This window comes from Actinoplanes lutulentus (genome assembly GCF_003259845.1).
Classification (GTDB): domain Bacteria; phylum Actinomycetota; class Actinomycetes; order Mycobacteriales; family Micromonosporaceae; genus Actinoplanes; species Actinoplanes lutulentus.
Genome location: NZ_QLMJ01000015.1, coordinates 197,066 through 216,661, shown reverse-complemented (window position 1 = coordinate 216,661; position 19,596 = coordinate 197,066). Strand labels below are relative to the sequence as shown.

At 69.6% G+C, this 19,596-nt stretch carries 24 protein-coding genes; 11 read left to right on the top strand and 13 right to left on the bottom strand.

Translation table 11 applies throughout. The annotated features are described in order from the left end of the window. Nucleotides 1–9: 9 nt before the first annotated feature. Together B0I29_RS29300 and B0I29_RS29295 are read right to left on the bottom strand one after the other, a co-directional pair. Nucleotides 10–795 carry an endonuclease/exonuclease/phosphatase family protein gene (locus B0I29_RS29300; protein WP_245972799.1) on the bottom strand — a complete coding sequence of 262 codons (786 nt, stop codon included), beginning with the start codon at nucleotides 793–795 and terminating at the stop codon, nucleotides 10–12. A 57-nt stretch (nucleotides 796–852) separates the two neighbouring features. Then, nucleotides 853–1,437 (bottom strand): hypothetical protein, encoded by a 585-nt coding sequence (locus tag B0I29_RS29295; RefSeq protein ID WP_111652329.1) that lies wholly within the window; start codon nucleotides 1,435–1,437, stop codon nucleotides 853–855. Between the two features lie 109 nt (nucleotides 1,438–1,546). On the opposite strand from B0I29_RS29295, the gene B0I29_RS29290 reads away from it, so the two are divergent. Both B0I29_RS29290 and B0I29_RS29285 read left to right on the top strand, forming a co-directional pair. Continuing rightward, nucleotides 1,547–3,484, top strand: a complete 1,938-nt coding sequence (locus tag B0I29_RS29290; RefSeq protein ID WP_146616917.1) for a sensor histidine kinase — start codon at nucleotides 1,547–1,549, stop codon at nucleotides 3,482–3,484. Next, nucleotides 3,484–4,119 carry a response regulator transcription factor gene (locus B0I29_RS29285; RefSeq protein ID WP_221403231.1) on the top strand — a complete coding sequence of 212 codons (636 nt, stop codon included), beginning with the start codon at nucleotides 3,484–3,486 and terminating at the stop codon, nucleotides 4,117–4,119. Before B0I29_RS29290 ends, B0I29_RS29285 begins: the two co-directional genes overlap by 1 nt. Nucleotides 4,120–4,126: 7 nt before the next feature. Here the strand turns inward: B0I29_RS29285 and B0I29_RS29280 are convergent, their stop codons facing one another. Continuing rightward, nucleotides 4,127–5,425 (bottom strand): alpha/beta hydrolase, encoded by a 1,299-nt coding sequence (locus B0I29_RS29280; protein ID WP_111652326.1) that lies wholly within the window; start codon nucleotides 5,423–5,425, stop codon nucleotides 4,127–4,129. Between the two features lie 114 nt (nucleotides 5,426–5,539). Between B0I29_RS29280 and B0I29_RS29275 the strand changes: the two genes are divergently transcribed. After that, nucleotides 5,540–5,908, top strand: coding sequence for a hypothetical protein (locus B0I29_RS29275; protein WP_111652325.1), 369 nt, complete (start codon nucleotides 5,540–5,542; stop codon nucleotides 5,906–5,908). A gap of 2 nt (nucleotides 5,909–5,910) precedes the next feature. Here the strand turns inward: B0I29_RS29275 and B0I29_RS29270 are convergent, their stop codons facing one another. Beyond that, nucleotides 5,911–6,363: an Lrp/AsnC family transcriptional regulator gene (locus B0I29_RS29270; protein WP_111652324.1), complete on the bottom strand. Its 453-nt coding sequence runs from the start codon at nucleotides 6,361–6,363 to the stop codon at nucleotides 5,911–5,913. Between the two features lie 82 nt (nucleotides 6,364–6,445). On the opposite strand from B0I29_RS29270, the gene B0I29_RS29265 reads away from it, so the two are divergent. Continuing rightward, on the top strand, nucleotides 6,446–7,072 hold the full coding sequence (locus B0I29_RS29265; protein ID WP_111652323.1) for a LysE family translocator: 627 nt from the start codon (nucleotides 6,446–6,448) through the stop codon (nucleotides 7,070–7,072). Here the strand turns inward: B0I29_RS29265 and B0I29_RS29260 are convergent. Then, nucleotides 7,061–8,035 carry an EamA family transporter gene (locus B0I29_RS29260; protein WP_221403221.1) on the bottom strand — a complete coding sequence of 325 codons (975 nt, stop codon included), beginning with the start codon at nucleotides 8,033–8,035 and terminating at the stop codon, nucleotides 7,061–7,063. The two genes, B0I29_RS29265 and B0I29_RS29260, sit on opposite strands and share 12 nt — an antisense overlap. Before the next feature lie 53 nt (nucleotides 8,036–8,088). Here B0I29_RS29260 and B0I29_RS29255 point away from each other — a divergent pair, with 53 nt between their 5' ends. After that, nucleotides 8,089–8,640: a CGNR zinc finger domain-containing protein gene (locus tag B0I29_RS29255; RefSeq protein ID WP_111652322.1), complete on the top strand. Its 552-nt coding sequence runs from the start codon at nucleotides 8,089–8,091 to the stop codon at nucleotides 8,638–8,640. On the opposite strand, the gene B0I29_RS29250 is transcribed toward B0I29_RS29255, so the two are convergent. The 4 genes from B0I29_RS29250 to B0I29_RS29235 all read right to left on the bottom strand — a co-directional run bounded on the left by B0I29_RS29250 (nucleotide 8,635) and on the right by B0I29_RS29235 (nucleotide 11,779). Beyond that, on the bottom strand, nucleotides 8,635–9,414 hold the full coding sequence (locus B0I29_RS29250; RefSeq protein ID WP_245972798.1) for an SDR family NAD(P)-dependent oxidoreductase: 780 nt from the start codon (nucleotides 9,412–9,414) through the stop codon (nucleotides 8,635–8,637). The genes B0I29_RS29255 and B0I29_RS29250 overlap by 6 nt on opposite strands. A 187-nt stretch (nucleotides 9,415–9,601) precedes the next feature. Continuing rightward, complete coding sequence (locus tag B0I29_RS45965) at nucleotides 9,602–10,399, bottom strand: hypothetical protein (protein WP_181558022.1); 798 nt, start codon at nucleotides 10,397–10,399, stop codon at nucleotides 9,602–9,604. 82 nt (nucleotides 10,400–10,481) lie between these two features. Beyond that, nucleotides 10,482–11,219: an SAM-dependent methyltransferase gene (locus B0I29_RS29240; RefSeq protein WP_111652320.1), complete on the bottom strand. Its 738-nt coding sequence runs from the start codon at nucleotides 11,217–11,219 to the stop codon at nucleotides 10,482–10,484. A gap of 14 nt (nucleotides 11,220–11,233) precedes the next feature. Further along, entirely contained in the window at nucleotides 11,234–11,779 is a 546-nt protein-coding gene (locus B0I29_RS29235) for an ATP-binding cassette domain-containing protein (RefSeq protein ID WP_281270918.1), read from the bottom strand. A gap of 107 nt (nucleotides 11,780–11,886) precedes the next feature. Here B0I29_RS29235 and aztB point away from each other — a divergent pair, with 107 nt between their 5' ends. The 4 genes from aztB to aztD all read left to right on the top strand — a co-directional run bounded on the left by aztB (nucleotide 11,887) and on the right by aztD (nucleotide 15,957). Next, complete coding sequence (gene aztB / locus B0I29_RS29230; RefSeq protein WP_245972797.1) at nucleotides 11,887–12,717, top strand: zinc ABC transporter permease AztB; 831 nt, start codon at nucleotides 11,887–11,889, stop codon at nucleotides 12,715–12,717. Next, a complete protein-coding gene (locus tag B0I29_RS29225; RefSeq protein WP_111652317.1) occupies nucleotides 12,714–13,775 on the top strand; it encodes a hypothetical protein in 1,062 nt (353 codons plus the stop codon). Before aztB ends, B0I29_RS29225 begins: the two co-directional genes overlap by 4 nt. Next, complete coding sequence (gene aztC, locus B0I29_RS29220; protein ID WP_111652316.1) at nucleotides 13,772–14,707, top strand: zinc ABC transporter substrate-binding protein AztC; 936 nt, start codon at nucleotides 13,772–13,774, stop codon at nucleotides 14,705–14,707. Before B0I29_RS29225 ends, aztC begins: the two co-directional genes overlap by 4 nt. Nucleotides 14,708–14,787: 80 nt before the next feature. After that, on the top strand, nucleotides 14,788–15,957 hold the full coding sequence (gene aztD, locus B0I29_RS29215; RefSeq protein WP_111652315.1) for a zinc metallochaperone AztD: 1,170 nt from the start codon (nucleotides 14,788–14,790) through the stop codon (nucleotides 15,955–15,957). Between the two features lie 14 nt (nucleotides 15,958–15,971). Here aztD and B0I29_RS29210 read toward each other — a convergent pair whose 3' ends face one another. The 3 genes from B0I29_RS29210 to B0I29_RS29200 all read right to left on the bottom strand — a co-directional run bounded on the left by B0I29_RS29210 (nucleotide 15,972) and on the right by B0I29_RS29200 (nucleotide 17,957). After that, nucleotides 15,972–16,427: an Imm63 family immunity protein gene (locus tag B0I29_RS29210; RefSeq protein WP_111652314.1), complete on the bottom strand. Its 456-nt coding sequence runs from the start codon at nucleotides 16,425–16,427 to the stop codon at nucleotides 15,972–15,974. A gap of 127 nt (nucleotides 16,428–16,554) precedes the next feature. Beyond that, complete coding sequence (locus B0I29_RS29205) at nucleotides 16,555–17,223, bottom strand: HAD family hydrolase (protein ID WP_111652405.1); 669 nt, start codon at nucleotides 17,221–17,223, stop codon at nucleotides 16,555–16,557. A gap of 44 nt (nucleotides 17,224–17,267) precedes the next feature. Next, on the bottom strand, nucleotides 17,268–17,957 hold the full coding sequence (locus B0I29_RS29200; RefSeq protein WP_111652313.1) for an MOSC domain-containing protein: 690 nt from the start codon (nucleotides 17,955–17,957) through the stop codon (nucleotides 17,268–17,270). Nucleotides 17,958–18,018: 61 nt separating this feature from the next. Here B0I29_RS29200 and B0I29_RS29195 point away from each other — a divergent pair, with 61 nt between their 5' ends. Then, nucleotides 18,019–18,630 carry a TetR/AcrR family transcriptional regulator gene (locus B0I29_RS29195; RefSeq protein WP_111652312.1) on the top strand — a complete coding sequence of 204 codons (612 nt, stop codon included), beginning with the start codon at nucleotides 18,019–18,021 and terminating at the stop codon, nucleotides 18,628–18,630. After that, nucleotides 18,627–19,208, top strand: a complete 582-nt coding sequence (locus B0I29_RS29190; protein WP_181558021.1) for a class I SAM-dependent methyltransferase — start codon at nucleotides 18,627–18,629, stop codon at nucleotides 19,206–19,208. The genes B0I29_RS29195 and B0I29_RS29190 overlap by 4 nt, the downstream gene beginning before the upstream one ends. On the opposite strand, the gene B0I29_RS29185 is transcribed toward B0I29_RS29190, so the two are convergent. Further along, nucleotides 19,192–19,593 carry a MarR family winged helix-turn-helix transcriptional regulator gene (locus B0I29_RS29185; protein ID WP_111652404.1) on the bottom strand — a complete coding sequence of 134 codons (402 nt, stop codon included), beginning with the start codon at nucleotides 19,591–19,593 and terminating at the stop codon, nucleotides 19,192–19,194. The genes B0I29_RS29190 and B0I29_RS29185 overlap by 17 nt on opposite strands. Between the last annotated feature and the right edge of the window lie 3 nt (nucleotides 19,594–19,596).

Sequence of the window (19,596 nt, the reverse complement as noted above, 5' to 3'; positions counted from 1 at the left end):
TAACCGATCTCAAATATCGAGAAGCAGCGCTCGATGGTCGGAGACCTCCGGGGCGGACACGATCTCGAAGCGCGTGACCGCGTCCACGTCGGAGACGAGCAGATAACTCGCGTGCCGTACCGGCTTGAGGTAATGCGACGTCCGGGTGTCGGCCGTGCCGACCAGATCGGTGAGTCCCGCATCGGCGAGGATCCCGAACGTCGCGCTGTCCGGCAGCAGGTTGAGGTCACCGCAGAGAACGACCAGGTCATCCGGCTGCCGGATCCGGGTGACCAGTGCGGCGAGGGCCTCCGCCTGCCGCACCCGGGCCGGCGTGTCGCCCTTGCCGGCCGGGTCCCGCAGCCCGTGCACCTGCACCACCCAGACGGTCCGCCCGGTGTTCCGATCGGCCGTGCGGACGGCCAAGGCCACCCGGGGCCGGTCGGCGATCGTCCACTCCGCATGATCGGTGAACTCGCCGTGCACGAACACCGAGTCCAGCCCGACCAGCGACAGCCGCTCCGAGGCGAACGTCGCCACCCCGAAGTCCTGCCGATGCCGCGTCCCGCCGTCGTCGACGACCGGCCCGGAGTCGCTGGCCACGAAGATGCCCTGATGGCGGGGGAGTACCCCGCGCACGTCGTCGAACAGGTCGGCCCGCTGCGGCAGCGCCCGCTCCCCGTCGTCGAACCGCGTCCACCCGCCGAGCCCCGGCGTCCGGGTGACCTCCTGCAGGCAGACCACGTCGGCGTCGGCGCCGGGCAACCAGCCGAGCAGTTCGTCGGCGAGGGCACCACCCCAGGCGTTCACACTCACGATCCGCACGTCAGGACCGCCGTCGATCGGACCAGGAGCGGGGAACAAATCGGATGGTCACCCGGCCACGGTACTGCCGCTGGCAACCGGGTTTCGGCGTGTCGCATCGCCGGTCCCTCGACGGCGACCCGCGGCGACCACGCCGAACACCACGACCAGCACCACGTTGACCAGCACGGCCAGCCAGCCGATGTTGGCGATGTGCGCGACCGGCCAGGCCAGGGCGCTCACCGCGAGCAGCCCGACGACCCAGGCCGGCGCCAGCCCGCGCAGGACAGCGGCGCCGAGCAGCAGCGTGAGCGGGAAGAACAGACCCAACGGCTTGATCAGTACGGCGGCACCGGCGGCGTCGACCAGGTCGGTGTCGCCGAGCGAGACATGGATGCTGTTGAAGCCGTACGCGACGTTGCCGGCCGCGCCGAACGCCCCGGCCACGAGCAGGACGGAGGCCAGGACGCCGGTGCCGAGCGTCACCAGGCGCATCAGCACGACGGTGTACCCGACAGCTCCGAGAATGTGGACCACGGCGGCTGACGGGTCATTCCAGCCTCGGGTCGCGTACAGAAGATCGGCAATGAGATAGACGGCAGGCGCGACGGTGAGTGACGCGGTGAGCGTGCGGTCGAGCGGTGTTGAAGTCATGCCTGTCAGCGTGGAAGCGGTGGTGGTGCCGGGGCATCGGGGCCGGCCCTCGACAAATGGCAGGGTTAACCCTGGTCACATCGGGTTCGCGCGCTGGCACGATGGTGGCGTGGGCCGGGGGATGCTGGGTGTGGTGATCGCCGGGCTGACCGTGGGCGGTTTCGTGCTCGGGCCACACGTGGCGAACCTGCACAACGGGTTGATCGCCGCGTCGTTCGCCGGGGTCGGGTTGTTCCTGCTGCACCGGCGTCCCGGCAACCGTGAGGGCCGGCTGTTCGTCGCGGTGGGCGCGGCGCACGCGGTGATGTTCTTCGGCCGGGAGTACGGCCTGCATGCCGGCCCACTGCCCGGTGCGTCGTGGATCGGCTGGCTCGGGGTGTGGCCGCTGCCGCTTGTGCTGGTGCTGGTCGGCGCAGCGGTGATGTGCTTCCCGACGGGCCGTCTGCCGTCGCGGGCGTGGGCGCCGGTCCTGGGTGTCCTGTGTGTTCTGGGTTTCGTGTTGTCGCTGGTCTCGGCGTTGTGGCCGGTCGAATACGCCCGCACCGGCCTGGGTCATCCTTTCTCGCTGCCGGGTCTGGCGGTAGCGCAGGCTTTTTATGACGTGGCGCGGCCGGTGGCCTATCTGTTGTTCCAGCTGACCTGGGTGGTCTGCGTGATCGTGCGGGTGCGGCGGTCCGATGGGGACGAGGGGCGGCAGCTGCGCTGGTTCCTGTACGCGGCGACGGTCTCCGCAGCGGTGATGATCATCGGTCTGGCGGTGTGGGGCTCGCCGGTGCCGGGCACGCTGACCGTGCCACTGCTGGCCGTCGCGGCGGGTGCGGCGATCCTGCGGTACCGCCTCTACGACATCGACCCGGTGATCAACAAATCCCTGGTCTTCGGCGTGATGGCGGGGGTCGTGACGCTGGGGTACGCCGTGGTGGTGGTCGGCGCGGGCCGGCTCGTCGACGGGTACGGCACGTGGCTGTCGTTGCTGGCCATCGGCGTGGTGGCGGTGGTTTTCGAGCCGCTGCGGAGCCGGGCGCAGAGGCTGGCGGACCGGGTGGTTTATGGCCGGCGGGCCACGCCTTATGAGGCTCTCGCGCGGTTGTCGGCGCACTTCAGCGCGCCGGCGGGCGGGTTGCTGGACGGGATCTGCGCGACGGTGGCCGACGCTGCGGGAGCGCGGGAGGTGGTGTTGTGGACGGGGTCGGGGGAGGAGTTGAGGGCGGTGGCCGCCTGGCCGCCGGCGGCGGTTCTCCCGGCGGGAGTGCGCTCGCTGGATGACCTGGATGCCGGTCCGGCCTCGGGTCGCGTCGCTGATCAACTGGTGGTGCCGGTGAAGCACGACGGCCGTCTTCGTGGCGCACTCATGATCTCGGCAGGGACTCTCTCCGCCGCCGAGCAGCGCCTCGTCGGTGACCTTGCCGCCCAGGCCGGGCTGGTCCTCGAACTGCGCGCCGCCGCCCAGCGCCTCGTCGTAGCCGGCGACGCCGCCCGACGCCGCCTCGAACGCGACCTGCACGACGGCGCCCAGCAACGCCTGGTCACCGTCGCGATGGAACTCGGCGGCGTCGTCCGGCTGGCCACCACCGCCGGCGCCACCGAGGTGGCCGGCCGCGCCGACGACGTCCGCCGCAACCTCCTGGAAGCCACCGCCGAACTGCGCGAGATGGCCCGGGGCCTGCATCCGGCAGTGCTCACCCAGGACGGCCTGGAGGCGGCGATCGGGTTCCTGGCCGACCGCGCCTCGCTGCCGGTCCGATTGGCCATGTCGGTGAGCCGCCGCCTGCCCGCCGAGGTCGAGTCCACCGCGTATTTCGTGGTCAGCGAAGGCCTGACCAACGCCGCGAAGTATTCCGGCGCGTCGTCCGTGTCGGTCTTCGTGGAGATCGCCGGCCCCGAGTTGACCGTCGAGGTCTCTGACGACGGGTGCGGGGGAGCCTCGGTACGCCCCGGCGGCGGCTTGGAAGGCCTGTCCGACCGCCTGGCCATCCTGGACGCCCGCCTGACCATCGACAGCGGTCCGGCCGGCACCCTGCTCAGGACGGTGATCCCGTGCGGGTGATGCTCGCCGACGACGCCGTGCTGTTCCGCGAAGGCCTGGCCCGCATCCTCACCGACGTCGGCTTCACGGTGACCGGCCAGGCCGCCGACGGTCCCACCCTGCTGAGCCTGGTCCGGGCCGACCCACCGGATGTCGCGGTGATCGACCTGCGCATGCCACCCGGCTTCGCGGCCGAGGGCATCGACGCCGCCGCCGCGATCCGCGCCACCGCGCCGGGCGTGGGCCTGATGCTGCTGTCCCAGTACGTCGAGGTGCACCACGCGCTGCGCCTGATGACCGACTTCGACGGCGCCGTCGGCTACCTCCTGAAGGACCGCGTCTCCGACCTGACCGCGTTCGGCGCCGACGTCCGCAAGGTGGCCCGCGGCGACACGGTCATCGACCCCGAACTGGTCACCCGCCTGGTCTCCCGCCGCCGCGAGCGCGACCCGCTGGACGCCCTGACCGACCGGGAGCGGGCCGTCCTGGCACTGATGGCCCAGGGCCTGTCCAACACGGCGGTGGCGGCAGATCTGCACCTGGCGGTCAAAACGGTCGAGGCCCACGTCACCACGATCTTCATGAAGCTGGGCCTGATCCAGCACGACCGCGAACACCGCCGAGTCCTGGCCGTCCTCACCTTCCTGCGCGCGTGAGACGTCGTCAGCCCACGACGGTGGCGAGGAAGGCGATCTTCTTGGCGTTGTAGTCGTCGACGTACTTCGACTCGCTGAGCCCCATGTAGCCGTGCCCGAGCTTCGCCTCGGAGAGCGGCGGCAGGAGGAGCTCATTCGTCACGCTCAACGCGGTGAGCCTGTCCGACAGATCCTGGGCCTGGTCGGGGAACGTGCCGTAGTTGCCATCGGCGATGAACGCCGGCGGGAACTGAGCGGACACATGGGTGATGATGTCGGCCTGGTCCACGCCGGCATCACCGGCCTGGGGGAAGCCGGACATCTCCAGGTACGCCCTGGCGGCGAGGGTGAACTGCCAGTCGTTGAACGCGTCGGCTGCCTCGGTGCGTCCGGCGCGCGAGGCGTCGAGTGCGGCGCTGTCGAGGGCGACGGCCTTCAGCGCGCTCGCCGCCAGCACGGGCTTGATGCCGATCTCGGTGGCGAAGGCCGGATTCGTCTGGACGACGGCGAACTGTGCGGCGATGTGGCCACCGGCGCTGCCGCCGCCGATGACGACCCGGCTCATGTCGAGCCCGTACTCCTCGGCGTGATCCTGCAGGAACGAGATCGCCTGCGAGAGCTGAATGACGGGCGTGGGATAGGTGTATTCCGGCGCGAGGGCGTAGTCGAGAGCGACCAGGTTGTAACCGGCCTGGATCATGGGTCCGTTGCTCAGGGCGAAGGCGGCCGCGCCCGCGTTCGGGTCTCCCATGGTCTTGAGATCGTTGATCAGCAGCGTGTTGTCCTGCACGACGGTGCGACCCGGCTCCGCGGCGGGCTGGAATGAGTTTCCGTAACCCCCGGAGTTCTGAACCAGTGTGACAACCGGTCGGGGGCTGATCGACGTGGTGATCAGGGCCGCGGACACGATGACCGCCACGGCGACAGCAAGCCCGCCCCCGGCGCGCAGGACGACGCGCCCCGCCGTCACGCCGCGCGGCCGCAGAGTCCAGACGACCCCGAAGGCGAGGAACCCGAGGACGATCGCCGACGCCTGGGACAGCACCCACGCGGGGTACCAGGAGGCGGCGAACCAGGTGAGCTGGGCCAGGGCCACCAGGGCGGCCAGCCCTGGTACGGCGGCACGCGACCGCGCGGCCAGGGGAGTGGCGACGGAGATCCCGGCTGCCGCGATGGCCGCGACGATGAGGAGGATCCCGAGCAGCGTCTCCTGCCGGACGACGTAGCCCTGGAGCCAGGCGATGGCGAGGAGGGCGATCCCCAGAGCCGCCCAGGCGAGCCTGAACCAGCGTGTACGGCCCGTTCGGATTTCCCCGGCGGCGTCCATGATCGATGCTCCTGTGCTCGCGGTGATCGCAGCGTTTCGCTGTATTTCCCCACGAAGCTGGACATCGCCCTGGCGTCGACCAGCGAGTCGTCGGCCAGGTTCAGCGAGGCACTGGTGACCCGGCCTCCTGGACAGCCGGTCCTGGAGGCCCTGGCCCGATGGCTTGAGGCCGAGCCGCAAGCTTTGACGCCCGGGGAGCGAGAGATCCGGGCCGATATGTTCCGAACCAACCCTACGCTGCGCGCTCTGACCAGCGTCCAGAACGAGGAGGCTGCCCGCGTCGTGGTGAGCGCCCTCGCGCAGGAGATCGGCGTCGCTGACGACCACCCCGCCACCCGCATCGCGTTCGGGGCGATCCTCGGCGCTTTCCAGGAGTGCGAACTGCTCCCGGACCCGGCTGCCGGGGCCGAGGCGCGCCAGTCGATGTACGCCTTCCTGCAAGCCGGGCTGGCCGCGCTCAAGACTCAGGTGGCCGGGCGATGACGTCACACCTGCAGCGGCTGGTTCTCCACGATCGTCTTCATCACCATCGTTGACCGCAGCACCTGCACCCCCGGCAGCGTCGCCAGCTGTTCGTCGTACAGCTTCTGGAACGCCGTCAGATCCCGGGTGATGATCCGCAGCAGGTAGTCCGGCTCGCCGAACAGCCGCTGGGCCTGCTGCACCTGCGGAATCGCCGCGACCGCCGCCTCGAACTCCGCCACCGTGCCCCGATCGGCGCGGCTCATCGTGACGAACACCAGCGCCTCGAACGTCAGCCCCAGCACCGTGGCGTCGAGATGCGCGCGATAGGCCCGGATCGCCCCGGACTGCTCCAGCGCCCGCAGCCGCCGATGGCACGGCGACACGCTCAGCCCTACCCTCTCGGCCAGCTCGGTGACCGTGAGCCGGCCGTCGTTCTGGAGCTCAGCAAGAATCTTCCGGTCCAGGCCGTCCATGGAGAAGATCCTTCCATGGGTACGGCCAGTCGCCACCACAATCGGGAACACCTCCCGGTCCCGCGCGCATAGCGTTCACCCCATGTCAGTCAGCAGCGTTGCCGCATTCTGGGCGGTGTCGTTCCTCCTCGTGCTCACGCCGGGAGCCGATTGGGCGTACGCAATAGGGGCCGGACTGAGGCACCGCACCGTGCTACCGGCGATAGCCGGTCTTCTCGCCGGATATGTGCTGGTCACCGCCGTGACCGCCGCCGGAGTGGCCGCCCTGGTGGCGAGCGAGCCGCCGGTGCTGACCGCGCTGACCGTGGCGGGCGCGGGTTATCTGTTGTTCCTCGGCGCCGGGATGCTGCGCAGCCCGGCTGTCCTACAGGTCGCTGCCGGCAGTGAGCAGCAGAAGTGGCTGGCGCAGGCCATCAAAGGCCTCGGCATCAGCGGGCTCAACCCGAAGGCGATCCTGCTCTTCCTGGCGTTGCTGCCGCAGTTCACCCGGCCGGCCGCGGGCTGGCCTCTCGCGGTCCAGATCGCCGTGCTCGGCCTGGTGCACACCGCCAGCTGCGCGGTGATCTACACCCTGGTCAGCACCGGCTCGCGGCGAGTGCTGAAGGCCCGCCCGGCAGCGGCCCGAGCCGTCACCCGCGTCTCCGGAGCCGCCATGGTCATGATCGGCGTATCCCTGCTGGCCGAGCAGGCGATCCGGTCACACGGCTGAGGGCGACAGCTCCCGGTCCTCGTCGGCCGCGGTCACCGGCGCGATCGGCTCGCCGGGGATCGAGGCGATCCCGGCCAGGATCAGCGCCCCGCCCAGCATCTGCAGCGGCGTCAGCGCCTCGCCCACCACAATCCACGCGAACACCGACGCGAACACCACTTCCAGCAGCCCGATGAACGACGCGAGCCGCGACCCCAGCCGGCTCGACCCGAAGATCCCGGTCGCATAGGCGATAGCCGTGGCGAACACCGCCACCACCATCAGCGGCACCCACCACGGCGCCGAAGCACCGAGCATCTCGACATCACCGAACGTCACCGTCATCGGCACCGCACCGGCCAGCCCCACCAGCCCGAGCGACGCCCCGCCGATCAGCAGGCCGACTCCGGCGAGGGCGACCGGCGGCAACCCGTCGGACGGGCGTGCCGACACGACGAAGTAGACCGCGCACCCGATCGCGGCAGCGAACGCGAGCAGGATGCCGAGCGGGTCGACGGCCTGCAGCGCCCCGGGCCCGATCACCAGGACCAGGCCGCCGATAGCCAGAGCCGACCCGAGCAGCACGGCGACCCGCGGCATCCGCCGGGTGTACGCCCACGCCCACAGCACCAGCAGCAGCGGGGCCAGATATTCCACCAGCAGCGCTGTCGACACCGGGATCCGGCTGATCGCGGCGAAGTACGCCAGCTGCGTGAACGCCACCGCGATGACGCCCATGCCGAGCAGCCGCCACCTGCCCCGCCACACCGCGTCCCAGCGGCCACGCAGCGAGAACAGCACGAACGGCAGCAGCAGCGTCCCGGCGATCAGCGCGCGGGCGGTGACGGCGGCGGCGGGCGACCAGCCGGCTTCGAGGAGGGGCTTGATGAACGCCCCGGACGTGCCGAAGGTGGCAGCCGACGTCACAGCTGCGACAAGTCCGGCGGACTGCGGCGAAAGCTTCACGGCGGCATCCTTCGTCATGGGCTAAATTAGGTTCGCCCCTGACGCTAGGCCGGGTTCTGTGAGGAGTCAAATTGCTTTTTGCCCCTGACACTGAGGAGTCGCTGGAGTTCGTCGTGGCGCTCGTGAACACGGCGCCCGCAGCGTCCCGATCCGGCACCGACGAGCTCTCCACGGTGGATGACCTCGGCACACTGCTGAGCGGCTACACCTACTCCGGGCGCATCGACCACGATCACGCCGAGCTGGAGGCGGTGCGCGATGCGCGTACGCTGCTCCAAAAGGTGTGGACCTTGAACCGTGACGACGCCGTCGAAGCGGTGAACCGGATGTTGCGCGAGGCCCGGGCGCTGCCCTATCTGACCCGGCACGACGGCTCGGACTGGCACATCCACGCCACCGAGCCGACCGCGCCCCTCGCCGAGCGGATCCGGGTGGAGGCCGCTCTCGCTCTGATCGACGTGATCCGCACCAACGAGACGAGCCGGCTGCGGGTCTGCGACGCCGACGACTGTGAGGGCATCTTCACCGACCTGTCTCGCAACGGCTCCAAGCGTTTCTGCAGCGTGCGCTGCGGAAACCGGGTCAATATGATCGCGTACCGAGCCCGCAAGGCCCCGTCATGAGAACGGACCGCGCACGCTGACACCACCGTCGACGACCAGGCTCTGCCCGGTGATATAGGACGCGAGCGGCGACGACAGATAGACCACCGCCGAAGCCGCGTCGTCCGGCACACCGAGCCGCCCCATCGGAATCTCCGGCACGCCGTCCGGGTCCGGCTCCGCGTTGGCCACGGCCGTAGCGATCGCCCCGCAGGTGACCACGTTCATCCGGATCCCGTCGCGCGCGTATTCCGCCGCCACCGTCCGCGCCAGGCTGGCGACACCCGCCTTCGCCGCGCCGTAGGCCGCCTGCGTCGGCGCCGCCATCACCCCCGCGACCGACCCGACACTCACGATCGACCCACCGAAACCCTGCGCGAGGAAGGTACGGATCACCGCGCGCGAGGCGCGCGCCACCCAGCGCAGATTCATTTCGTACGCGAGATCCCAGTCCTCGTCGACCATCTCGTGCAGCCGCACGGCCGGCACGAACGCCACCTGCCCGCCGACCACGGTGACCAGTGCGTCGATCTTCCCGAACGCCTCGACGGTCTGCGCCACGAACCCTTCGAGATCGGCCATCGACCGCACGTTCCCGATCAGCGGAACAGCCTGCGCCCCGTTCCCGGTCAGCTCCAGACTGGCCGCGAGCGCCCGATCAGCGACTACGTCCGCGACAGCCACCGACGCCCCGGCAGCGGCGAACGCCCGCGTGACAGCCCGCCCGATCCCATCACCCCCGCCGCCGATGACGAGTGCGCTGAGTCCCTCAAGCGGTGCCGCGAAGCTGCTCACCCCATGATCTTCCATCAACCACGGTAACTCCACCATCCGGAACAATTCAGATGCCGTTCCATGAAGAGCCCACAACAGTCCCAGCTTGGGCACGGACCTGATATGCGGATTCGTCGTACACCCGCTGCGGGTGTACGACGAAAAACGGCAAGTGCCCCGGCCGTGTCGACCCGGGGGCCTCTCTGGACTACGAAGGACCTTGATTCGGGAGGTCGGCGGTCGAGCCCACGATCTGTCGGACATCCGCGGCGGACAACCAGCCTTCTGCGAGCAGGCCCTTTGCGATGGCCTGGGCGTGCTGCCGGCCGTGATCGCGCAGGACGGCCTGGAGCGACTGGCGATAACGCTCCCGTTGCCAGCCGCCGGGGTCGGCGTCGAATCGTGTTCCGTGGGTGAGCCACTGTTCGAACGCGGCTCGGACCTCCTGGTCGTGGTGCAGACGTCCCGCACCCGGTTCGGCGGTCAGGGCGAAGCCGTGCAGTTGTTGCAGGCCCATGGAGGTGATCGGATCGTCGATGGCCTCGGGTGAGTCCTCGACCCACTGACGGACGCGGTCGAAGGTTTCCTCGTGGTCGCACCGGCCTTCGAGCAGGTCACGCCACCATGCCGCGACCTGCTCGCGGGACGGCGCCGGCAGCATCTTCTGCGCCGACCCGTCCTGCGGATCCCACAGAGTCAGTCCGAATTCGGTCGCCAACTCCGTGATGAGCGCGATCGCCGGAGTGCTTCGTTCGCTGAAGCTCATACACATGCTCACGTGGTCGATGCCCACGTCCAGGGGCATCGACATCCACGGACAGTCGGGCGAGTCCCAGTGCGGAGGGTAGTCCGGGAATCGTGCCCGTAACCGCTCGTAGAAGCCGGCGATCCGTTCGTCGAGCTCGCCGTCGACGTGAACGGATGATTCGCAACGAGCGACCATCGCGGCGACCTCGGAAACGTCGGTCCACCCGTCGAACGCCACAACGGTAAGGTCGAAACTCAACCGGATCGTCTCCCGCGCGCGGTCAGCATGATCAAGGGATCACACCATACAGCCCGATACCGACGTTCAGATGCCGTCGTTGTCAGGGGCGCGGGCGCAGCACGTACCCCGTGTAGGAGTAGTCCCCACCATGCTCGGCCCGCACCGTGATCTCCTCGCCCACCTGGGCGAGCATCTCCTCGGGGACGCCCTCGGCCCGCAGCTCCTCGATGCGGGCGGCCAGCGGGACGTAGTACTCGTCCCAGTCGCTGTCCGGCAGCACGTAAACCGCCTGCACCGTCCAGCCCGCCCTCTGCGCCGCCTCCACATTGCCGGCGGTGGTGCGCATCGCGGGATAGCCCGGATCCCAGAACCCCCGCGCCCCGGCCGACGGTGACGGGGTCAGCCATTCCGCCTCGGTCAGAACGACAACCCCGCCCGGTGCCAGCAGCGGTCGCCACGCGGCCAGCGCCGCGTCAAAACCGATGATGTACGCGGAACCCTCCGCCCACAACAGGTCCACACTCCCGTGCTCGATCGGCAACGAGTCCATCGACGCGTTGAGTGCGGTGACCCGGTCGGCGACACCAGCGGCCTGCGCCCGGGCGGTCACGGCTGCCAGGAACGGCTCGTGCAGGTCGACCGCTGTCACCTGCCCGCCGGTCAGCTGGGCGAGAAGCACGCTGGCCGGCCCGGTGCCGCAGCCGGCGTCGAGTACCCGCGGCTTGCCGGGCAGCGCCCCGGCCAGCCGCAGCAACAGCTCGGTGGTCGCCACGGATCCGGGGGCTTCACGGGGCAGGCCGGTGTGGGCGCGCCAGAACACCTCGGTCAGCTCAGTCATCACCGATGAGGATGTCACGCCGCCGGCGCCCGCAGGTGCACGGTGTGGCCGGCCAGGGCCGACTCCTCCGGGTCATGGCTGGACAGCACCACGGCGGCGCCGGCGCGGACTTTCTCGCCGAGCAGCTCATGGACCGTCGCCCGGCTGGCGGCGTCCAGGGCGACCGTCGGCTCGTCGAGCACGTACACCTCGGCCTGCTGCACCAGCGCCTGCGCGATCAGCACCCGCTGACGCTGCCCGCCGGACAACTCCCGCATCCGGCGCCGTCGAAGATCGGCGATCCCCAGCCGCTCCATGATCGAGTCGGTGGACGACGCCGTGGAGCGGCGAAAGAACCCCTGGAACCCGCCGATCCGCACACACTCACCCACGGTCAGCGGCAGCGCGTCGATGTCCGGCGTCCGCTGGGGGAGAAGCGCCACCCGACATCCCGCCTGACGCCGGACATATCCGGACTTGGGCTGAAGCACCCCCGCCAGAACGTGCAGCAGTGTGCTCTTGCCCGACCCGTTCGGACCCGTCACCGCCACGAGAGACCCCGCCCCCACCTCCACGCTCACCTCGCGCAGCACCGAAACCCCTGCATACCCGTAACAAACCTCAGAAGCCGACAGCACCCCGAACCCCCCTAATGACAACGGTTTTCATTACCACTATATTGCCTCATGTGCTTCTCGAACCGTTCACCGTGTCCTTCGTGGTCCGCGCCCTCGTCGGCGGCGTCCTCCTCGCCGCCGTGTGTGCGCTGGCCGGCGCCTGGGTGATCGCTCGCGGGATGACGTTCCTCGGCGAGGCGATGAGCCACGGCATGCTGCCCGGGGTGGCGGTCGCCGGCATCGTCGGCGGCAACCTCGTCGCCGGGGCGGCGGCCAGCGCACTCGCCATGGCGCTCGGGGTGAACGCCCTGCGGCACAGCCGGGAGTTCGGCCGGGACACCAGCATCGGGCTGCTCTTCGTCGGGATGCTGTCGGCCGGGGTCATCGTGGTGTCGCACTCACGCTCGTTCGCGACCGACCTGACGGCGTTCCTGTTCGGCGACGTCCTCGCGATCCGCGTACCCGATCTGCTGTTGCTCCGTGGCGCGCTGGTCGTGACCGGCGTGATCTCGGTGGTCTTCTACCGGCCGTTCCTGGCGCTGACGTTCGACGCCCGCAAGGCGAAGACGCTCGGCCTGCGCCCGGATCTGGCGAACGCGATGATGCTCGTCCTGCTCACCGTCACGATGGCGGTCGCGTTCAGCGTCGTCGGAACGCTGCTCGCCTTCGGCATGCTGATCGCCCCGTCAGCGGCGGCGATGCTGGTGGCCCGCCGGCTGCCCATGGTCATGCTGACCAGCTTCGCCATTGGGGCGCTCGCCGTGGTCCTCGGCCTGTGGATCTCCTGGTTCGCCGCGACGGCGGCCGGCGCCACCATCGCCTTGACCGCCGTCCTCCTGTTCTTCACCGTCCTCATCGCCCGGAGCCTGACCACCGCCCTCTCCTCGAAAGGAACCTCGTGATCATCAGCAGGCTTCTCGGCGCGACCATGCTGAGCGCCGCGCTGGCCCTATCAGCGTGTTCACCGTTAAACCCTAATAAATCGGGCGAGGAGGGGAGCGCCGCCGAGCCCCATGGCTTCATCGATGGCGCCGAAGAACTCTCCGAACCCCATTCCGCCATCGCCTACACCACCCGCGGCGCCCGAACCCTGCACCTGCTCGACCTGACCACCACCGCAACCACCGATCTCACCCTCACCCACCCCGTCGAAACGCTGATCGAAGACGGACGTTTCCTCTACACCACCGACGGCGACCGCACCCTCGAGATCACCGACGCCGGCGTCTGGACCGTCGACCACACCGACCACGTCCACTACTACCGAGCCTCGGCCCGCACCCTCGGCACCCTGACGCTCGCTGCGAAGATCACCACGATCGCCGGCAACGACGCCCACACGACGATCACCACCGCCGGCGGCCGGCTCACCGTCCTCGACCGCCGGGCCCTGGAGACCGGCACCATCACCGAACTGCCGGCAGGCGCCTTTCAGGCACCTTGCGAAACACCGGGCGAGTCGGTGGTCCTGCGAGGCGGAACGCTCACCGCTTGCCAGGATCATTGGGTACGCGTAAAGCACACCACCACCGGTTCCGAGGCAGAAGTCCTGCGCGGTCCCGGCGGAAAAGTGCCGTCGAGCCCGTTCGGTTCCCGGCCCCGCAGCAACGAGGCCGCCCAGTTCGACAGCACCGGCATCTGGTCGCTGAACGCCCCGAAAGCCACCGTCCAGCACGTGCCGGCGGCCAACCTGATCGCGGCGGCGTCCCCGGCGGACGGCAAATCCGTGCTGGCGCTCGACAGGAGCGGAACCCTGCGGAGTTACGACCTGAAGACCGGCGACGTCCTCGCGGAGGCGAAGGTGCCGGGCACGAGCCTGACCCTCGACATCAACCGTGCCTACGTGGCAGACCCGGACGCACGGGTCATCCACGAGATCGACTACCGGGACAACCTGCGGACGGCCCGCACGCTCACGGTGGAGCAACGCCCCGACTTGGCCGTCGAGGTCGGCCGATGAGACTGCTGCGAACCCCGCTGCGGGTCCTGCTCACGGCGACGGCCCTGCTCACTGCGACGGCGCTGCTCGCCGGCACCGCTGCCTGCACGCGGACCGACACCGACCAGATCGTCGTGACCACGAACATCCTCGGCGACGTGGTCCGCGAGATCACCGGCGACCAGGCGCGGGTCACCGTGCTGATGAAGCCGAACGCCGACCCGCACTCGTTCGGCATCTCGGCCCGCGAGGCGCACGCCATGCAGACCGCTGACCTGGTCGTCTACAACGGGCTCGGCCTGGAGGAGGGCGTCCTGCGGCACGTCGGCGCGGCGCGGGACGAGGGCGTGCACACCGTCGAGACCGGCGCGCTGATCGACCCGCTCGAATACCGCGACGGCGACGCCGCCGGACTGCCGGATCCGCATTTCTGGACCGATCCGCAACGGATGGACACGGCTGTCGGCCTGCTCGCCGACGCGATCGCCGAACACGTGGACGGTGTGGACGCCGACACGATTCGCCGGCGCGCTGACGCGTACCGAAGGAAATTGGGTGACCTGGACGCCTGGATGGCGAACCGCTTCGCGGGAATTCCGGCGGAACGCCGGGTTCTGGTCACGAATCACCACGTGTTCGGTTATCTCGCGCAGCGGTACGAGCTCGCGGTGATCGGCGCGATCATCCCGAGTGGCACGACCCTGGCGTCGCCGAGCGCATCCGACCTGGCGTCGCTGGTCACGGCGGTGACGCGGCATCGGGTGCCGGCCATCTTCGCGGACAGCGCGCAGCCGCAGCGCCTCGCCGAGGTGCTCGCGGAGGAGGCGGATCTGCGGGTGCGGGTGGTCGGGCTGTATTCGGAATCGCTGAGCGAGCCCGGCGGTGCGGCCGCCACCTATCTGGAGATGATGCGCTTCAACGCCGAAGCGATCATCGGTGGCCTGACGGCCTGACCGTTCTTGCCAATGTGTCATGGGACCAGTCTCGGTTCCTTATTGAAAATGATTGTTAGTTGCAAAATGGGGAGGATCTCATGAATCGCACCAGAATCCGTGGCGCGGCGTTCGTCGCCGTGGCCGCGCTCGGGCTCACCGCCTGCGCGTCGTCGTCCGGAGAACCCGCCGCGGCACCTGCGGCACCCGCGGTGACGGACCCAGTGGCGGTGACCTACGAGGGTGGCATCTACGTTCTCGACGGCTCGTCGCTGGCGGTCGGGCACACCGTCGCCCTCGACGGCTTCAACCGGGTCAACCCGGCCGGCAATGACACCAACGTCTTCGTCTCCACCACGGACGGATTCCGGGTCCTCGACGCGGTTGCCGGGAAGATGACCGATATCGCCTACCCGGGCGCGAAGCCGGGGCACGTCGTGCGGCACGGTGACCGCACGATCCTGTTCACCGACGGCACCGGCGAGGTGAACAGCTTCAACCCGGCCGACCTGGCGAACGGCAAGCCGCAGGGCCGGCAGTACAAGGCGGCGGTGCCGCACCACGGCGTCGCTGTCGAACTCGCCGACGGCACCCTGATCGTCACCCTCGGCACCGAGGAGACCCGCTCCGGAGCGCTCGCGCTCGACAAGGACGGCAAGGAGATCGCCCGCAGCGAGGAATGCCCCGGCGTGCACGGCGAGGCCGTCGCGCAGGGCGAGGTCGTGGCGCTGGGCTGCGAGGACGGTGTCCTGCTGTTCACCGCAGGCACGTTCACGAAGGTGAAGAGCGACCTGGCCTACAGCCGGATCGGCAACCAGGCCGGCTCCGAGGCGTCACCGGTGCTGCTCGGCGACTACAAGATCGACCCGGACGCGGAGCGGGAGGCGCCGACCCAGTTCTCCCTGATCGACACGGCGGCGAAGTCGCTGAAGGTGGTCCCGATGCCGTCCGGCGTCAGCTACAGCTTCCGCTCGCTGGGCCGTGGCCCGAACGGTGAGGCGCTGATCCTCGGCACCGACGGCAAACTGCACGTCACCGACCCGGCGACGGGCACGCTGACGGCGTCGTGGCCGGTGGTCGGCGCGTGGACCGAGCCGACCGACTGGCAGCAGCCACGCCCGGCGCTGTTCGTACGGGGCTCGGTGGCTTATGTGACCGAGCCGGCCACCAAGAAGGTCCACCAGGTCGACCTGTCGACCGGTGCGGTGAAGGCGTCGGTGACACTCGACGCGGTGCCGAACGAGATCAGCGGCACGGTGTCCGGACACTGATCCTCTGATCGTTCTCAGCCATCTGCCGGAGGGATACCGCCCTCCGGCAGATTGGCCGGTTCGATCCTCTCGATGAGCCGCTGCCGGGCGCGGTGCGGCCACTCCGGGTTGATCGTCGCGAGCAGTGCGAACTGCTTACGCCAGCGAGTGACACGCTGCTCCTCGCCGGCGACGGGGTGACGCAGCGCCCAGTCCCCGCCCATCGACCACGTCGTCGCCTCAAGGCACCAGAACAGCATCTCGTCGAGGTCCCGGGTCTTCCGGTGCTGCAGCTCCTGCCCGCGCTCGGTCACGATCCAGTGGTAGACACCGCTCTCATCGACGCTGGCCCAGGGATAACCGCCGTCCCGGTTCCCGAAGGCGACGAGGTCGGCGTCCCCGGCCCCGATCAGCGCACCGAGCCGCCGGACCTCGTCCTCCAGCTGCTGCTGCGCCCGCGCGTGATCAACCGTGCGGCGGAACATCTTCATGGCAGCCCTTCCGGCGGCTTCGGCCTTCAGTGTCTTCTTGAGCCTTACACCCACTGTGGATGTGACCACACCCGCAGTGGGTGTAAGCCTCGAAGACAACTATGGCCCCGAGCGCCCGGCAACCGGGTCACAGCAGCTTCGCGGCCAGGGTGGCGAGAACCTCGTCCAGCGGGAGATCGGCTGCGCTCGGAAGCACGATGTCCGCCGCGGTGAAGCGGGCGTGGTCGGCGTAGAGGTTGGGCACCGCCACGCACGGCATGCCGGCCGCTTTCGCCGCCGTGGCGCCGTGGGCGGTGTCCTCGAAGGCGACCGCTTCCGACCCCGGCAGGCCGAGCCGGTCCAGTGCCAGCAAGTAGACGGCGGGGTCAGGCTTGTGCGCGGCCACCTCCTCGCCGGTGGCCAGCACCTCGAAGCGTTCGAGGAGCCCGGACCGGTCGAGCAGCGCGCCCACGTGATCGATGGGGGAGCTGCTCGCGACGGCGAGGCGTAAGCCCAGCTCAGCGGCCCGGTCCAGCCAGTCGACGATGCCGGGGGAGGGCTGGAGAGCCGCGTTCAGCGCGGCCCGATATTCCATCCGGAGATCGTGGCTGCTCACCCGGTCATAGGCCTGCCCGACCGCTGCCGCGAGCGCGACATAACGCTCCTCGTTGTTGTCACCGCCGTGGTCGGCGAAGAACCCGGCCTGGTCGAGCTCGAGCCCGTGCCGCCGCCACTCCCACCGCCAGCTGTCCAGCAGCGTCGTCTCGGTGTCCATGAGCAACCCGTCGAAGTCGAACACCAACGCCTTGATCGTCACCAACCCAGTATCCATAAGCCCTGCCGGCGGCCCGGCGCTCCCGGTCATACCCACGTGCAGGAGTCCTCGATGGCGACCTGGCCGGTCTGCTCGACGGCCGCGACCACGCCGAACGTCATCTCGTGCTGGCCGGCCAGGAGTTTGAGCAGGTCGTTGCGTTCGGCGGCGGCGTCCTGGGCCATGTCGATCATTACGCAGCGGGTGAGTGGCCGGAGGATGCGCAGCACGACGTCCGGACCGATGCGCAGCGTCCGCCCCGGCCAGTCGTCCTCGGCGAAACGGTTGCCCAAGAGGTCGATCAGCAGGTTCGCCCGGAACCGTAGCGCCTGGATGTCGTCGCCGGTCAGCGCGGCGAGCGCCCGCAGTGAGGCGGTGGTGATCAGGCTGACCGGCCCTTCGTCATAGTGCGGGATCGAGGCCTCCGGAGCGAGCGAGACGGTACGCCCGAGCGCCGCACCGATCGCCCGATGTCCCGCCGGATCATCAGCAGCGAACCGCCGCCCATCCGGCAGCGTGACCGTCGGTGCCGGCGCGCCCGAAGCCGCCCGGAAGTCGAACAGGCCGGGCATCCGGCGGAATCGGCGGGTGTTCTTGCCGCTGCCGAACTTCCCGTCCGGATCACGTACCGCCCACAGCCGATCGCCGGCCAGCCCGCGCTCGCCGACCTCAGCGGCCGGCAGCTCCTCGCCGAGCATGGACTTCACGGGGTAACGGCGGATCTCGATGACATGCACGCGACTGACATTACAAAAGCGGCGTTGACGGAGTGAATACTCACTCCGTAGAGTCCGGAGCATGGCGACCACCACTGACCGGCGCCGGGCGCCGGGGATGACACCTGAGCAGCGGCGGCACACGATTGTTCAGGCCGCGCTGCCGCTGGTGGCCGAGCTCGGGGCGGCCGTGACCACCGCGAAGATCGCGCGGGCTGCCGGGATCGGCGAGGCGACGATCTTCCGGGTCTTCGACGACAAGAACGCGGTGCTGCGCGCCTGCGTGGCCGCCGCGATGGATCCGACGCAGGTCCTCGAAGAGCTGCGGTCGATCTCGCTGGACCAGCCGCTCGCCGCCCGGCTGGCCGACGCCGTCTACGCCCTCGACGCGCACATGACCCGGATGGGCGCGGTCATCGGCGCCCTGCACGCCATCGGCGGCGCGGTCGCCCGTCCAGCACCGGACAGCAGCGCGGCGCGGGCGCTGACCCGCGACGAGTCGGTCTCCGAGACCCGGGAGACGATCGTGGCGTTGTTCGAGCCGGATCAGGCCGAGCTGCGGCTGCCCGTCGAGGCGCTCGCCGGAGCGTTCCTCGGCTTGTTCCACGGCCGGGTCTGGCGTCTCACCGGCTCGGATGCGCCGGTCACCGTCGAGGACCTGGTCGACCTCTTCCTGCACGGCGCCTACCGGTGACCGTCCGCGAGGCCTACGGCGCGATCGCCGGCCTTTACATCAACCTCTTCGGTACGCCGGACAAAGTCCACGCCGACGACCTGGACCTGATCGCCCGGCACCTTTCCGGCCGTGTCCTCGACCTGGGCTGCGGTCCCGGCCACCTGACCGGTTACCTGCACGAGCGAGGCGCCGACGTGTCCGGGGTCGACCTGGTGCCGGAGTTCGTCGAGCACGCCCGGGCAACCCACCCGGGCATCGACTTCCGGCTGGGTTCGATGGACGACCTCGACGTCACGGGTGTCGACGGCATCCTGAGCTGGTACTCCACCATCCACCACCCGCCCACCGAGATCGACACCGTCTTCACGGGGTTTCGTCGCGCCCTCAAACCGGGCGGCACGCTTGTCCTGGGATTCTTCAAGAGCGACGATCTCGAACCGTTCGACCACAAGGTCACCACGGCCTATCGCTGGCCGGTCGACACCATGATGGCCCGCCTGGAGAGTGCCGGCTTCGCCGAGATCGAGCGTCAGCAGCGCCCGGCCGAGGACGGCCACCGCCAGCACGCCGCCCTCGCTGTCAGAGCTGTTTCCTGATCAGGGCGATCAGCTGCGGCCGGATCGCGTCGTAACCCAGGTCCTTCTCGAAGCGCTTCTCCTCGGCACGGGCCGCGACCAGCGCCTCGGTGCCCTTCACGCTGATCCGGACGAGGGTGCGGCGGCGATCCTGCGTGTCCTCGGCCCGGTCGGCGTGACCGGTACGGGCCAGGCGCTCGATGGTCCGGCTCATCGTCTGGTCGGTGACCCGGCAGAGCCGGGCGAGCTCCCGCTGCGACAGGGGACCGCTCTCCAGATGATGCAGCGTGATCATGCCGGCGTGAGTGAGATCCAGATCGGCCAGGAAGCGGTCGAAACGCCTCTCCACCATCCGGGCCGCCGCGGACAGCAGCCGGCCCGTCGGCCACGACTCGACGTCTTCCACACC